General features: G+C 67.1%; 18 protein-coding genes. 11 read left to right on the forward strand and 7 right to left on the reverse strand.

Annotated features, from left to right (window positions below):
• Positions 1-1,666: SbcC/MukB-like Walker B domain-containing protein (locus NE2_RS29655; RefSeq protein WP_267888199.1), on the forward strand; the 1,666-nt coding region annotated here is incomplete at its 5' end.
• Positions 1,667-1,709: 43 nt separating this feature from the next.
• On the opposite strand, the gene NE2_RS29660 is transcribed toward NE2_RS29655, so the two are convergent.
• Positions 1,710-1,952, reverse strand: a complete 243-nt coding sequence (locus NE2_RS29660) for a hypothetical protein (protein ID WP_146165161.1) — start codon at positions 1,950-1,952, stop codon at positions 1,710-1,712.
• Between the two features lie 219 nt (positions 1,953-2,171).
• The gene (locus tag NE2_RS29665; protein ID WP_063031448.1) at positions 2,172-2,660 is read right to left on the reverse strand and encodes a M15 family metallopeptidase; all 489 of its coding nucleotides are present in this window, start codon (positions 2,658-2,660) and stop codon (positions 2,172-2,174) included.
• A 158-nt stretch (positions 2,661-2,818) separates the two neighbouring features.
• On the opposite strand from NE2_RS29665, the gene NE2_RS29670 reads away from it, so the two are divergent.
• Both NE2_RS29670 and NE2_RS29675 read left to right on the forward strand, forming a co-directional pair.
• Complete coding sequence (locus NE2_RS29670; RefSeq protein ID WP_063031450.1) at positions 2,819-3,403, forward strand: NADPH-dependent FMN reductase; 585 nt, start codon at positions 2,819-2,821, stop codon at positions 3,401-3,403.
• A 10-nt stretch (positions 3,404-3,413) separates the two neighbouring features.
• The gene (locus tag NE2_RS29675) at positions 3,414-3,881 is read left to right on the forward strand and encodes a YybH family protein (RefSeq protein ID WP_063031452.1); all 468 of its coding nucleotides are present in this window, start codon (positions 3,414-3,416) and stop codon (positions 3,879-3,881) included.
• A 15-nt stretch (positions 3,882-3,896) separates the two neighbouring features.
• On the opposite strand, the gene NE2_RS29680 is transcribed toward NE2_RS29675, so the two are convergent.
• Positions 3,897-4,355: a MarR family transcriptional regulator gene (locus NE2_RS29680; RefSeq protein WP_084494418.1), complete on the reverse strand. Its 459-nt coding sequence runs from the start codon at positions 4,353-4,355 to the stop codon at positions 3,897-3,899.
• Between the two features lie 95 nt (positions 4,356-4,450).
• On the opposite strand from NE2_RS29680, the gene NE2_RS29685 reads away from it, so the two are divergent.
• Entirely contained in the window at positions 4,451-4,843 is a 393-nt protein-coding gene (locus NE2_RS29685; protein ID WP_063031454.1) for a hypothetical protein, read from the forward strand.
• Positions 4,844-4,875: 32 nt separating this feature from the next.
• On the opposite strand, the gene NE2_RS29690 is transcribed toward NE2_RS29685, so the two are convergent.
• The 4 genes from NE2_RS29690 to NE2_RS29700 form a co-directional block, all read right to left on the reverse strand.
• On the reverse strand, positions 4,876-6,027 hold the full coding sequence (locus tag NE2_RS29690) for a serine hydrolase domain-containing protein (protein ID WP_063031456.1): 1,152 nt from the start codon (positions 6,025-6,027) through the stop codon (positions 4,876-4,878).
• Between the two features lie 153 nt (positions 6,028-6,180).
• Complete coding sequence (locus NE2_RS36045) at positions 6,181-6,393, reverse strand: hypothetical protein (protein ID WP_146165162.1); 213 nt, start codon at positions 6,391-6,393, stop codon at positions 6,181-6,183.
• The gene (locus NE2_RS29695; protein WP_063031459.1) at positions 6,386-6,733 is read right to left on the reverse strand and encodes a hypothetical protein; all 348 of its coding nucleotides are present in this window, start codon (positions 6,731-6,733) and stop codon (positions 6,386-6,388) included. Before NE2_RS29695 ends, NE2_RS36045 begins: the two co-directional genes overlap by 8 nt.
• Positions 6,734-6,736: 3 nt before the next feature.
• Positions 6,737-7,090, reverse strand: a complete 354-nt coding sequence (locus tag NE2_RS29700; protein ID WP_030518355.1) for a hypothetical protein — start codon at positions 7,088-7,090, stop codon at positions 6,737-6,739.
• 331 nt (positions 7,091-7,421) lie between these two features.
• Between NE2_RS29700 and NE2_RS29705 the strand changes: the two genes are divergently transcribed.
• From NE2_RS29705 to NE2_RS29735, 7 genes are all read left to right on the forward strand, one after another.
• Positions 7,422-8,291 carry a helix-turn-helix domain-containing protein gene (locus tag NE2_RS29705; protein WP_063031462.1) on the forward strand — a complete coding sequence of 290 codons (870 nt, stop codon included), beginning with the start codon at positions 7,422-7,424 and terminating at the stop codon, positions 8,289-8,291.
• A complete protein-coding gene (locus NE2_RS29710; protein ID WP_063015787.1) occupies positions 8,288-8,500 on the forward strand; it encodes a DUF397 domain-containing protein in 213 nt (70 codons plus the stop codon). The genes NE2_RS29705 and NE2_RS29710 overlap by 4 nt, the downstream gene beginning before the upstream one ends.
• A 367-nt stretch (positions 8,501-8,867) precedes the next feature.
• On the forward strand, positions 8,868-9,203 hold the full coding sequence (locus tag NE2_RS29715; RefSeq protein ID WP_063031465.1) for an ArsR/SmtB family transcription factor: 336 nt from the start codon (positions 8,868-8,870) through the stop codon (positions 9,201-9,203).
• Entirely contained in the window at positions 9,203-9,916 is a 714-nt protein-coding gene (locus NE2_RS29720) for a cation efflux transmembrane domain-containing protein (protein ID WP_063031467.1), read from the forward strand. The genes NE2_RS29715 and NE2_RS29720 overlap by 1 nt, the downstream gene beginning before the upstream one ends.
• A gap of 203 nt (positions 9,917-10,119) precedes the next feature.
• Positions 10,120-10,851 carry a dienelactone hydrolase family protein gene (locus tag NE2_RS29725; protein WP_063031468.1) on the forward strand — a complete coding sequence of 244 codons (732 nt, stop codon included), beginning with the start codon at positions 10,120-10,122 and terminating at the stop codon, positions 10,849-10,851.
• A 611-nt stretch (positions 10,852-11,462) separates the two neighbouring features.
• Positions 11,463-12,005: a YceI family protein gene (locus NE2_RS29730; RefSeq protein ID WP_063031470.1), complete on the forward strand. Its 543-nt coding sequence runs from the start codon at positions 11,463-11,465 to the stop codon at positions 12,003-12,005.
• Between the two features lie 48 nt (positions 12,006-12,053).
• The gene (locus tag NE2_RS29735) at positions 12,054-12,989 is read left to right on the forward strand and encodes an alpha/beta fold hydrolase (protein ID WP_084494419.1); all 936 of its coding nucleotides are present in this window, start codon (positions 12,054-12,056) and stop codon (positions 12,987-12,989) included.
• Positions 12,990-13,008 lie beyond the last annotated feature (19 nt).

Genomic DNA, 13,008 nt, shown 5'->3' on the forward strand with positions numbered 1-13,008 from the left:
CACCGGCACCGCCCTGCTGCGGCTGCGCGGCGACCAGCAGCGCGAGGCCGAACGCGCCCGCGAGGCCAACGACCGGCTCGCCGAATCCCGGGATCTGGCCGAGGCTTTCGCCGAGGAGGCCGAAGCCGCGCGGGCCGGTTACGAGGAGCAGTTGCGCAAACTCGAGACGCTGCGTGAGGCGCTGGGCGCGGACGCCGCCGATATCGACCGCGAACTCGAGCAGGCCCGTGAGCGCATCGACGCCGCCCGCGCCGAACAGCGGGCCGCTCGCAAGGCCGCCGCCGAGGCGATCGAAGCGGTCGGTTCGGCCGAGGGCGCCTATCGTGCCGCCCACGAGTCGCTCGGCACCGCGCTGACCGAATTGCTCACCGACGTCCGGCAACTCGCGCCCTACGCGCGGCCCGATCTGCTCTCGCTGCTGGGCGCGCCCACCGAGAGCCGGTGGCCTGGTTCGCCGGCGGCCTGGTCGACGGCCGATCAGCTGCTGTATCGGATCGAATCCGGCGGGCCGGAGAACGAGACCGCCGTCCTGCCCCTCGAGGTGCACGAGTTGTTCGACAACCTCTGCGCCGCCACCACTTCCGTGCGCGCCGGGGAGTCCGCCCGCAAGTCGACCCGCAGCGCGGTGACCGCGGCGCTACAGGAATTCGACGCCGCCCTGGCCTCCGCCCGCCAGGATTACCGCCTGCAATGGGACGCCGCCGACGGCCTGACCGTGGTCCAGGTGCACGACGACAACGGGATGGCGGCGCTCGCCGATTTCGCCGACCGCATCGCCGCCGCCCGCGCCGATCAGGAACTGCTGCTGACCGATGCCGAGCGGCGCATTCTCGAGGACGCGCTACTGACCGGGCTGGCGCAGCAGATCCACGAACGCACCTGCGACGCCCGCGATCTCATCGCCCGGATGGGCGCGGAGATGAAGCAGCGGCGCATGTCCTCGGGCAACACCATCGGGGTGCACTGGGTGCTGGCGGACAATCTGTCGGAGTCGGCGCGCGCGGTGTGCAAACTGCTGGACCGCGCCGCTACCGATCTGGGTCCCGACGAATTGGCCACTGTGCGTGCGCATTTCGCCGCCGAGATCCGGGCGGCGCGCGCGGCGCATCCGGAACGGTCCTATCCGGAGATTCTGGCCACCACGCTGGACTATCGGACGTGGCGGGTGTTCTCGTTCACCCTGGTGACCGCCGACGGCTCCGAGGATCGGCTCACCGTCGCGCGGCACAGCGCGCTCTCGGGTGGCGAACAGTCGGTGTCGCTGCATCTTCCGCTGTTCGCCGCCGCGCACGTGATGCTGGATTCGGCCGATCCGCAGGCGCCGCGACTGCTCGCACTGGACGAGGCGTTCGCCGGCGTCGACGACAACGGTCGCAGCGAATTGCTCGGCCTGTCGGTCGATTTCGATCTCGACCTGTTCATGACCGGCTACGACTTGTGGATCACCTACGACCACGTGCCCGCGTGCGCGCATTACGATCTCGCGCATTCGGCCGCCGAGAACACCGTCAGCGCGACGCTGCTGGTATGGGATTCCTCGGCGCTGCTGGCCGAACACGACGGCTCCGATCTGACCACCGCCCTGGGCTCGCCCAACCGGCGCCGCACCCCGCACACCGTCGAGGGCGGCATCACCTTCGACGAGGCGCTGGAACCGACCAGCTGAACGGAATTCGTTGCGCGCCGGGCACATTCGCACCCGGCACGGCTCACCGGTCGCCGAAGGTGACCGACAGCGTATCCCGGCCGCCGGGTGCGACCACGACGGTCAGCGGCGGATCGGGAATCGGCCGGTCGGAGGCGGCGTAGCCTACCCAGCCGGTGCCGACGAAGACCGCGATCAGTAGGGCGGTGGGCAGTTCCGGCAGCAGCCATCCGCACGGTATCGAGGACAGACCGGTCTCGGGGATCAGCTGGACCGTGGGTATGTCCGGTCCGGTCTCGCTGTGCACCGCATTGCCACGTATCGCACCGCTCCGCCGTACCGGAACCCGCCCTTGCACCCGAACCTCCATCGCTTCGAGCGTCCCGACCCGTCTGCCGGGAAACCGCCAGACATTTACAGTGCCCCATCCGCGAGTGCGCCACACCGGTATTGGACAGGACAATCGGCGTGTCTCCGAAAGTTTGCTGAATACCGATTGGTAGCTATCCGATTCGCGAGTTTCGCGCTACCGGTGTGGACGGACACTGGCGTCGGGCCACCGGGGCGGGCAGGCGCCGCCGGGGAAGGTCTGCAACTCGAAGTGCCACCACTCGTTGTCGAACGTCCGGCACAGCCCCCACCGATTTCCGTTGTCCTGCAACCACTGTGCGCCCTGCTGCGGGCCGACGTCGATGGCCTTACCGGTCACGTGCGTGGATTCGTCCGGCGGCAGCACCCACCGCCGCGCGGCGTCGGGACCGCCGTAGGTGGCGATGCCCTGCTCCCACAGCTGTTCCTGTTCGTCGCGGGTGCGGTGCCCGGACACGATCTCGAGCGGAACACCCTGCTGGTGGGCCTGGCGTTCGGCCATCGTGTAGGCGGCGGCCAGCAGCGGATCCAGTCCCTCGGTGCCTGCGGCGAATGCGGTATGGGCGGGTTCGGCCAGACCCGGTCCGGCGGCACCGGCCAGCGCCACACCGACCACCACGGCCGTACCAGCAAGTCCTCGCAGCATGAAACCGATCGTAACCAGCGCCGATCCCCACAGCGCGCAACCGGGTCCCGGCCCACCGTCACGCCCGCGAGCCGCCGGGCACGACCATCGCCTGACATTCCGGGCGGCTGCGTCGTCGAAAGGACGTACCAGTTTTCAGCCATCCAGGAGCTCCGGACATGACCAGAATCGGCATCATCCTCGGCAGTACCCGCCCCAACCGCAACGGTGCCCAGATCGCGCAGTGGGTTCTGGACTCGGCATCGCGTCGCGGCGATGCCGAGTTCGAACTGATCGATCTGCGCGATCACCCGCTGCCGCATCTGGACGAGCCGGTGCCGCCGATGTTCGGCCCCTCGGTGCACGCGCACACCCGGGCCTGGGCCGAGCGGATCGCACCGTTCGACGGTTTCGTGCTGGTGACGCCCGAATACAACGGCGGGATGCCGGGGGTGCTGAAGAACGCCCTCGATCACGTCTTCGCCGAGTGGGTCGACAAGGCGGTCGGATTCGTCTCCTACGGCGCGAACGGTGGCGCCCGCGCGGTCGTGCAGCTGCGGGCGGTCTGCAGCTCGCTGGGGATGGCCGATGTGGGCTATCAGGTCTCGATCTCGGTGCTCACCGATTTCGAGAACCACACCACGTTCATCCCGCGAGACCATCACGCCGCCGCGCTGGACAAAACACTGGACCAAGTCGTCGCGTGGAGCACCGCGCTGGCCCCGCTGCGGGCCGGCGCCGAAACCACTCTCGCCAATTCCTGAGGAGCCGAACATGACCGTATCCAACGATTTTCAGTCCCGCGCCGATCGGCTGGCGGCCGACGAAGCCGAGATCCGCCGGCAGATCGACCGGGTGGTCGACGGATTGCGCGCCAAGGATCTCGACGCCGTGCGGCAGGCGTACGCGACCGACGTCGTGTCCTTCGATGTCGAACCGCCACTGCAGCACGTCGGGATCACCGCGAAACTCGACAACTGGGCCAAGGTTTTCCTGTTCTTCGAGAACGTGGACTACGAGATTCGCGATCTGACCTTCACCGTGGGCGAGGACGTGGCGTTCGGGCACGCCTTCGCCCGGCTGCACGGCACGATGAAGAACGGGGTGGCCAACAGCGGTATGTGGGTCCGGGTGACCTACGGAATGCGCAAGATCGACGGCACCTGGCTGATCGCGCACGACCAGGTGTCGGTACCGTTCGACATCGCGAGCGGCACAGGGGTCGTCGATCTCGAGCCCTGACAGGCACTTTCGACGTCAGCCGGCGGAGACCGCTTCCTCGTAGGCGCGCAGTGTCGCGATGACCAGGGCCCGCTGCTCTGCGGTCAGCGGGCCCAGCGCGGCGCGCCACCCCCGATCCGCGCCACCGAGCCAGTCCGCCACCGCCTTTCGGTGCGCGTCGGCGATCGCGACGAGGGTGCGCCGCCGGTCGTTGTCGTCGGTGCGGCGTTCCAGGACGCCCTGGCGGCTGAGGTCGCCGATCATCAGGCTCACGGTGGTCGGCGCCACCTCCAGTCGCCTCGCCAGCTCGTTGACCGTGAGCGGCCCGTCGAACAGCACGTACGTCAATAACGACAGATGGCGCGGCGCCAGATCGAACGATCGCAGGGCGTGGGGCACCGGCAGGCGTTTCGCCCGGCCGACCAGTCGCGGCATGAGCAGCACCATCGCCCGGACGCTCTCGTCCAGGGACAGCCCGTCGTGCTCCGTTGACATACCCTTCTCCCTCAAATACCTTTGCTTTCAAAGCTAAATTGCCGAACAGGCCCATCGTCCCATGTGGACAACTGCCCCCTTCTCGGAGGAGAACGATGACCGATCCCGCCCGGCTCCGCGCGCTGACCATCGGATTGCATCCACGAGCGCTGGACTACAGTCGTCTTCCCGATCTGGACGAGGAGCAACTCACCGCCAGGGTCGACGCCGCCAACGCCGCGCTGCGCGACACCGAATTCGACATCACACCGTGCCTTGTCTCCGCGTCGCCCGAGGAGGCCGAGAACGACATCCGCGCAGTGCTGGCAACCCGGTCGTTCGACCTCGTCATGGTGGGCGGGGCGGTGCGAGCCATACCCGAGCACACCCTGCTCTTCGAGCGCGTGGTCAATCTCCTCGCCGAGGCGGCGCCGGGAATCCGGTTCTGCTTCAACACATCACCGGAGACCACCCTCGACGCCCTCCGCAGAGCGGCCGCATTCGCCTGAATCCCGCCGGCGGCCAAGCCTGCCGGCAACGATCACAGGCAGTCGTAGACGGCGGCGACCAGGTCGTAGGCTCGGCGGTCACCGGCGAGCCAGTCGCGGCGCAGATTCGGAACGAACGCGATCGCCACCCGGTTGTCGACATCACCAATGCCGATCGAGCCGCCCGCGCCGGGATGCCCGAACGCGGTGGGTGCCGCGATGTCCGGCAGCACGAAATTCTGCGACGGCAGCATGTATCCCCAGCCGAACGCCGTCTCGAGTTGCAGCACCGCGTCCACCCCGCGCACCCGCTCCCTCTTGGCCGCCGCGAGTACCGCCTGCGGCAACAGCTTTCCCGCGACGAGGTCGCGATAGAAGCCGGCGAGAGCCCGAGCTGTGACGACCAGACCCGAGGCCGGCCACCCACCCGCCAGCACATCCGAATTATTGTATGCCGCAGCGGGATTGGACGAGGAGCGCATCAGCAGCGAATCCGGATCGCGATACGCCTCTGCCACGCGGGCCGCCGCGTCCGCATCGATCGGCCCGCTGTCGTCGGTCCACACCATCTCGGCGGCGGGCGGGCGGGCCAGGCGCGCCGCTCGGGCGGCCTCGTCGGCGGAAACACCGATACGCAGCTCCGCACCGAAGTGGCCGCGCACATACTCACCGACCGTCGACTGGGTATGGCGGCGTACGAATTCGCCCACCAGCCAGCCGAAAGTCAATGCGTGATAACCGTGTTCGCTACCCGGCCGCCACATCGGGCGCTGCGCCGCGAGGGTGCGCGCCATCAGTTCCGCGTCGGCGGCCTCGGCCACCGTGATCGGCTGCTCGAAGACGGGCAGCCCGGCGCGATGGGTCAGCATGTCGGCGAGCGTCGTGGATTCCTTGCCGGCGACCGCGTACTCGGGCCACCACCCCGCGACCGGCTCGTCCGGGTCGATGCCGACGTCGTGCGCGACGGCGAGAGCCGCCGTCGCGGTGACCGCTTTCGTGCAGGAGAAGACGACGCAGGCCGTGTCCTGCCCCCATGCCCGCCCGGTGCGTTCGTCGGCGACACCGCCCCACAGATCCACCACGGGGCGCCCGTCCACACACACCGCCACGGAGGCGCCCAGATCACGCCCCTCGCCCAGGTTGGCGGCGAACACCTCGCGGACCGCCTCGAAGGCCGGATCCGCCCATCCCTGTACGCCTGTCATCACAGAATTAGAACACGTTACAGAGACTGTGACCGGGTGTTCGCCGCCGAACCCGGCGCACCGGGCGACATGCGCGGCGGCGTGTCGCTCGGCCGGCACCGCGCGGGACGAACCCGGCGGCGTGCGACCACATCGACGTCGCGATAGGACGGATCACGACTCGAGCCATTGTTCGATCGCGTCGAGTTCAGCGGCGCAGAAGACCTCTTCCCCACTTTCCCTGTCCAGCAGTTTCCATTCCGGTTGCGGGCGGACGCTACGGAGGAGAACGTAGCCGGCGGTTTCGGCGCGCGCGGTGAGCTCGGGAACGCGTTCCGGCATCGGATCTGCTTGCGCTGCCGATGTATTGGTCTCGCGATCACTCATCGTCGTCGCTCCTGAGGGTGTTCGGGCGGGTGGAATCGGGACGAATGCGACCGGCCGCGACCAGCGCGGCGAAGGCCTCACGCTTGCGCGGGCAGTCGTGGTCGCGATGGATCTGCATCCAGTGATGAGCCTCGGCCGTAGTGAAGGACCGGGCGGGCGGGGCACAGCTCCAGTCCGTGAGCCGCGTGATCGGCGGCCCGGTGTTCGCGCCGTTCCATCGCTCGACGCGCCCCGTACGCGGAGGATCATCGCTCGGCCAGAAGCATCCGACGGCGAGCAGCACGACGCCGCACCCCGCCAGCACCGTGACGACGCTCGACAGGGCGTTCCACGTTCCCATCGCTCACCGGTCACGAATAGTGTTGGGGTACAGATCGTTCGCGAGTTCGTTCAGCCCGGCGAGCACCTGCTGGAAGGTTTCGATCGGCACGTCGCGCTGTCGTGGTAGACCGGAAACGTCACTGCCGACCGGGAATTCGATGCCGCGCCGATGCGCACGCTCGCGCGGGCTCAACCGCGGCGGCTCGATCCGCCGGACATGCACGAGGGTTCGATAGGCAACCTGTTTCCACGCGCACAGTTCGATACGGCAGTTCCGGTGATGCTGCATCAGATCGTGGGCCAGTTCGATCTGCGAGAGATCGCAGATATCCGGTAGCGCGAGGAGAGCATCCTCGTCGATCGGCGGGTACGGCACTGGTTGTCCCTCCTTCGAAGACGTTGGGCTGGAATGCAATTCAGGACCGGCGCTCGCCGGGCGGGTACGACTCGGCTATCATGTGCGGTAGCCGTGGCACAGGGGGCGCACTCCACCTGTAGCCGCACTAGCGATTCGTCAGGTTCCTCTGTTTGTGCCGACCGCAGGAGCGGTCATGGTTTCGCGTCGGTCGCAGCACCAGAACACCATCGACCGGCCTGGTCCGCGTGCGCGACATGAAATCCCGCCGGAAGTGCCGCAAAGCGCCAGGACGGATTACAGGAACCCAGAGGCACCATTTCACTTCGCAACGCATAGAAAGGGGCATTCGATGGCCGAACGCGGGGAACCGCTGTCCCTGCCGAAACGCCAGCTCGGCTACTACCTCAGGCAGGCCCGGGAGGAAACCGGCATGAGCCTGGCCGAGGCCGCGGCACATATCGGACGCTCGGCGCCGACCCTGATGCGGATCGAGAAGGGGCTCACCCAGAAACTGTCGGTTCCCGAGATCGAGGCGTACTGCCGGCTGTACGAGTTCGATCCGGAGAAGGTCGAGGCGATGAAAGGTCTTGCCCAGCAGGCCGATACACAGAACTGGTGGCACGAGTACGACGATCTGATTCCGGCCGACTTCGACATCTATGTGGGGTTGGAGACCGCCGCACAGGAGATTGCGACATACCAGCCCGAACTGATCCCCGGTCTACTTCAAACCCCCGACTATGCCCGGGTACTCTCGCGAAACGCATTGCCGAACGGCACGGATGACGCGATCGAACGGCATGTCCACCTCAAAATGCGACGGCAACTACTCGTCACTCGCAAGGTCCGGCCGGTTGGATTGCAACTCATCGTTCATGAGGCGGCTCTTCGTCGCGTCGTCGGAAGCGGCAAAGTGATGAGTTCCCAGGTGCGCTACCTGGCAGATATAAGTACACGCGCGAATATCGACATTCGGATTCTTCCATTCACCGCCGGCGTGCCGGTAGGCGAGGCGATCGGTCCATTCGTGATGCTGCGCTTCGGTCACGCCAACCACAACGTCGTATACGCGGAAACCTACACGGGTGACCTGTATTTGGAGAAACCCGCTAGCCTCCGTCGGTACGCTGGAGCATACGAGGTCATGCAGTCTGCCGCACTGGATGCGGCACGCAGCAGGATCACGTTACGGCAGATAGCGAAGGAGCATCTAGGGTGAGCGCTGATCTATCCGGGGCGAAGTGGTTCAAGAGCAGTCGAAGCGGGGGCACGAAGGAGTGCGTCGAGGTCGCATTCCTCGACGGTGGCGCGGTCGGCGTCCGCGACTCCAAGAACCCAGGTGGCCCAGCCCTCGTGTTCACCCCCGCTGAGTGGGACGCCTTCACCAGCATCGTGGGCAACGGCGGGCTCGACGGATCACAGGCGTAGTCGACCGGCGCAGCGAGTCGGCCGGGCGGCTCGCAGTCGGTGATTCCGCGCGATTCCTGCTTCAAGAATCGGCGAGTCTGAAAAGTGTCGCGCCACAGTCCTGGGCACAGCAGGGCGGGCCTGCCACCGGCACCGGTTCTCGGCGAGCTCCAGGCCGATCCGGCGCCCAGTACCACCGCGGGAGCGCTCGGACGGTCTACACGTAACACTGCCCCAGCGCACCCAGTCGTCCTGAACCGGAGAAATCGTCATATCTCGACGGTAAGCCTGTACCCCGGTACCGGATGCAAGCTCGAGATTCACCCGAAGAGCACCCAGCAATAATCCACTCTTTTCTGTATACAGATTTCGATGTACCGTTTGCGTTATGCAGACCTTGCCTGTGGCCCACACCGACGCGCTGGCCCGCTTCGGGCACGCCCTGTCGGATGCGACCCGCACCCGGATCCTGCTGAGCCTGCGCACCGGCCCGGCCTATCCGGCGGAGATGGCTGAGCAGATCGGGGTCTCCCGTCAAATACTCTCCAATCATCTTGCGTGCCTGCGCGGATGCGGGCTGGTCGTAGCGGTCCCCGAGGGTAGGCGCAACCGTTACGAACTCGCCGACCACCGCATCGCCGCCGCCCTCGAAGACCTGCTCGGGCTGGTGCTCGCGGTCGATCCGGCCTGCTGCCCCGCCGCCGATACCGAGGGCTGCTGCTGATGTCGCAGTCGCTGGGTATGCCGGGTCGACCGTCGGCCGTGGCGGTCGGTCCGTCGACGCAGCGGCGTGCCGTGCTGGCGCGGCGGATCCGCTGGTTCGTGGCCGCGACCATCTCCTACAACGTCATCGAGGCGATCATCGCGCTCACCGAGGGCAGCCGGGCGTCGTCGACCGCGCTGATCGGGTTCGGACTGGATTCGGTGATCGAGGTGTCCTCCGCGGCCGCGGTGGGGTGGCAATTCGCCGGACCGAACCCGGAGGCCCGGGAGAAGATCGCGCTGCGCATCATCGCGTTCTCGTTCTTCGCTCTCGCGCTCTACGTCACCGTCGACTCGATCCGCGGCCTGCTCGGAATCGGTGAAGCTCGCCACTCCCCCATCGGAATCGGTTTGGCCGCAGTCAGTTTGGTTGTCATGCCCATCCTGTCGGCCGCGCAGCGACGCGCCGGCCGCGAACTGGGCTCCGCCAGCGCGGTCGCCGACTCCAAACAAACCTTGCTCTGCACCTATCTGTCCGCGGTCCTGCTCGTCGGTCTACTACTCAACGCCCTGTTCGGATGGTCGTGGGCCGATCCGATCGCCGCACTGGTCATCGCCCTGATCGCGGCGAAGGAGGGGGCGAACGCCTGGCGCGGCGACACCTGCTGCCCCACCCCGGCACCCCTCGGCCCGCACCAGACCGACGACCACACCTGCGACTGCGAGCACCCGTGATCGCGTGTGTAGGTAGCCGCACATCGGCGCGAAAACCTGTTGCCGGACAACCGGGACCACTGCTACCTTTCCGGCAGCCGTGCCAGAGAACGAGGAGGTGGTACCCGTGAACGCAGCAACGACATGGGTGCTCCCCTCAGGGGTCACGGTCGGGCGATAGGTCGTCCGGGAGCGCCGCGAAAGCACTCCCGAAAGGCACGACCATGCACTTCACCTCGGAACAGCGTCTCGACGACGACGTCCTCGAACGCCGGTTCACCCTCGGCGAGATCCCCGGCATCCTGTGGACGCCGACATCCGCCTCCGCACCCACACCGCTGATGCTGCTCGGCCATCCCGGCGGACTGGACAAGATGTATCCCCGTCTGGCGGGCCGGGCCCGGCGCGCCGTGGCGCAAGGCTACGCCGCGGCCACGATCGAACTCCCCGGCAGCGGTGACCGGCCCCGTTCCCCCGACGCCGAGCAGGCCCGCGCCGATCTGCGCCGGGCGGTTCAGGCCGGCGAGCCGGTCGACGACGAAATCGTGGACCGGCTCGTCCTACCGCTGGTCGACAAGGCGGTACCGGAATGGCGGGCCACCCTGGACGCCCTCCTGTCGCTGCCCGAGATCGGCGGGCCGGTCGGGTTCTCGGGAGGGGTGATCGCCATCGCGATCCGGCTGGCGGTCGTCGAGCCACGCATCGTGGCTGCCGTGTTCTTCGCCGGAAGTTTCGTGCCCCGCAGCATGTTCGACGAGGCCCGGCAGGTCACCATCCCGCTGCTGGTCCTACTGCAGTGGGACGACGAAGGAAACGACCGGCAGCAGGCCCTCGACCTGTTCGACGCCTTCGGCTCGAAGGAGAAGACGCTGCACGCCAACACGGGCGGGCACACCGGCGTCCCGCACTTCGAGGGAGACTACGGAGACCAGTTCTTCGCACGGCATATGAAGTGATTCCGTGCGGCGACTCTCGACCTGCACCGCCACCCCATACGGTCCCGTCGGCATGTCGCCGCGCATAACCGTGCACACCACGCCGCCCTATGCGGTTTTCCGTGATTTTCGTCGAGGTGTGCAGGATATGTTCGGCCGAGACGCACCCGGCGCTACCGCACCAGCATCGAGTCGACTGTCGCTGCGGTGTCACCAGTTGTCGCCACGATGACGGCAGATCGCAGCTGACCCGACCGGCCGGCGCCGGCCGGTCGGGTCAGCATCCCGCGAATCATGCGAGTCCGTCGGTCAGGTACCGGAGGGTCCGGGTGATGTCGTTGATCGTGCGCGCCGAACGCGGCGCCGCCTGGTCGCTGTCGTGAGCCGACCGTTCGAGGATCGCTCGCATCCTTCGATGCTGCTGATGGTTGCCGGAGCTGGGGGCATTCACTCCGGGCCTGCGAGGCTATGACTTGCATCACATGTCGTTATCCCGCAGTCGTGGGCGGTGTCGCGTGGGCGTGCCCGAACACAACGGCATTCGCCCACAGTCGTGGCGATCGGCAGCGGCTACGTCGCCGGCTTGGCGACGTCGACGGCCAGCCGCACTCAATCAATGAACAGGACAAACCATGACGAGCAACATCGAGTCGAGTGAACTGACCGGGGACTACGTCATCGATACCGAGCACACCCGAATCGGGTTCATCGCCCGGCACACGATGTCCACGAGGGTGCGCGGTCGCTTCGGCGAGTTCGCGGGCAGCGCGCACCTGGACGGTGACCACCCGTGGAAGTCGAACGCTGAGCTCACGATTCGGGCGCAGAGCCTCGACACCCGCAACAAGCAGCGCGACGATCTGGTGGCAAAGAAGTTCCTCGGCGCCGACGACCACCCGACGATCATCTTCACTCTGACCGAGGTGGAACAGACCGGCGCAACCACCCTCAGAGCCATCGGCGATCTGACTATCCGCGGCGTCGCCGCACCTGTCACCGTCGACTTCGAATCGACTGTCAGGGAACGAGATACGCGCGGGATCGTCCGGCTCGGCCTGACCGGCAGCACCACCGTCAACCGTAAGGACTGGGGCGTGCATTGGAAGGCGGCCGTCGGCATGGTCAGCCCGAAGGTCACGCTGGAATTCGACGTCGTCGCGGTGCGCCGGTCCTGAGCGACAGCGGAAACGCTTGTCCGCCACAGCAAAAGAAGGAGGAAGTAGATGACGGCCGATGGGACACCACAGCGGAGACGCCGGCGGTGGTGGGTACTCGTGGCGGCGCCGGTCCTGCTGGTGATCGGTATGGTGGCGCCGGCCCGGGCCGATCCGGGCGCGGACCCGGCGCCCGGTGAATGGCTGTATGCCGACACCCCGGCGGCGCGGTTCCACTATCGGAAAGCGGGCGAAGGACCGCCGCTCATCCTGCTGCCCGGCGGGACACTATGGTCGTACACCTACCGCGACATCATCCCGGCGCTCGCCACAGACCACACCGTCTATGCCGTCGATCCGCCCGGCACCGGGTACACGACACTGCGCGATCCCGACTTCGGATACGACGTGCATGCCATGGCGGATGCGTTGCGCCAGTTCGTCTCCGCGATCGGACTCACGCATACGTCCGTCCTCGCGCACTCCCTGAACGGTTCCGTCGCAGTGGATTTCGCCGCACGGTATCCGGAACAGGTAGATCGTCTGGCACTGCTCGCGCCGCTGGTCCTCGACACCCGGCTCAACGCGAACATGCAACTGATGCGGCAGCCGGTCCTCGGTGAACTGGCCACGTCGGCGATGACCAGGGATATTTATCGAGCGAGCCTGCGGGACGCCTACGCGCATCCCGACATACTCACCGAGGACCTGACCAACACGTATTGGACCCCGCTCAGCCGTCCGGAGAATCGGACCGCCATGTGGAAGCAGCCTCGTCACCTCGATCTGGCGACCGTACAGCGGGAGGCAAGCGAGGTCCGCGCGGACACGCTGATCCTGTGGGGTGAGAACGACCGTGTCGTCGATCCGTCGCAGGCCCAGCCGCTCGCGCGGTTGATCCCCACGGCGAAGCTGCGGATCGTCCCCGGCGCCGGACACAATGTCCACGAGGACGATCCGGCCACGGTCACCTCCGCCCTCACCGAATTCTTCGGCCCGCACTAGCCTGCCGGCACCGGGGTGA

This window comes from Nocardia elegans NBRC 108235, from assembly GCF_001612845.1.
GTDB classification, from domain to species: Bacteria; Actinomycetota; Actinomycetes; order Mycobacteriales; family Mycobacteriaceae; genus Nocardia; species Nocardia nova.

Bases quoted from the DNA above. Each gene is read 5' to 3' on its own strand.
- NE2_RS29690 (WP_063031456.1), bottom strand. From the start codon at position 6,027: ATGACAGGCGTACAGGGATGGGCGGATCCGGCCTTCGAGGCGGTCCGC.
- NE2_RS36045 (WP_146165162.1), bottom strand. From the start codon at position 6,393: ATGAGTGATCGCGAGACCAATACATCGGCAGCGCAAGCAGATCCGATG.
- NE2_RS29675 (WP_063031452.1), top strand. From the start codon at position 3,414: ATGACCGTATCCAACGATTTTCAGTCCCGCGCCGATCGGCTGGCGGCC.
- NE2_RS29720 (WP_063031467.1), top strand. From the start codon at position 9,203: ATGTCGCAGTCGCTGGGTATGCCGGGTCGACCGTCGGCCGTGGCGGTC.
- NE2_RS29680 (WP_084494418.1), bottom strand. From the start codon at position 4,355: ATGTCAACGGAGCACGACGGGCTGTCCCTGGACGAGAGCGTCCGGGCG.
- NE2_RS29685 (WP_063031454.1), top strand. From the start codon at position 4,451: ATGACCGATCCCGCCCGGCTCCGCGCGCTGACCATCGGATTGCATCCA.
- NE2_RS29735 (WP_084494419.1), top strand. From the start codon at position 12,054: ATGACGGCCGATGGGACACCACAGCGGAGACGCCGGCGGTGGTGGGTA.
- NE2_RS29715 (WP_063031465.1), top strand. From the start codon at position 8,868: ATGCAGACCTTGCCTGTGGCCCACACCGACGCGCTGGCCCGCTTCGGG.
- NE2_RS29705 (WP_063031462.1), top strand. From the start codon at position 7,422: ATGGCCGAACGCGGGGAACCGCTGTCCCTGCCGAAACGCCAGCTCGGC.
- NE2_RS29670 (WP_063031450.1), top strand. From the start codon at position 2,819: ATGACCAGAATCGGCATCATCCTCGGCAGTACCCGCCCCAACCGCAAC.
- NE2_RS29695 (WP_063031459.1), bottom strand. From the start codon at position 6,733: ATGGGAACGTGGAACGCCCTGTCGAGCGTCGTCACGGTGCTGGCGGGG.
- NE2_RS29730 (WP_063031470.1), top strand. From the start codon at position 11,463: ATGACGAGCAACATCGAGTCGAGTGAACTGACCGGGGACTACGTCATC.
- NE2_RS29725 (WP_063031468.1), top strand. From the start codon at position 10,120: ATGCACTTCACCTCGGAACAGCGTCTCGACGACGACGTCCTCGAACGC.
- NE2_RS29665 (WP_063031448.1), bottom strand. From the start codon at position 2,660: ATGCTGCGAGGACTTGCTGGTACGGCCGTGGTGGTCGGTGTGGCGCTG.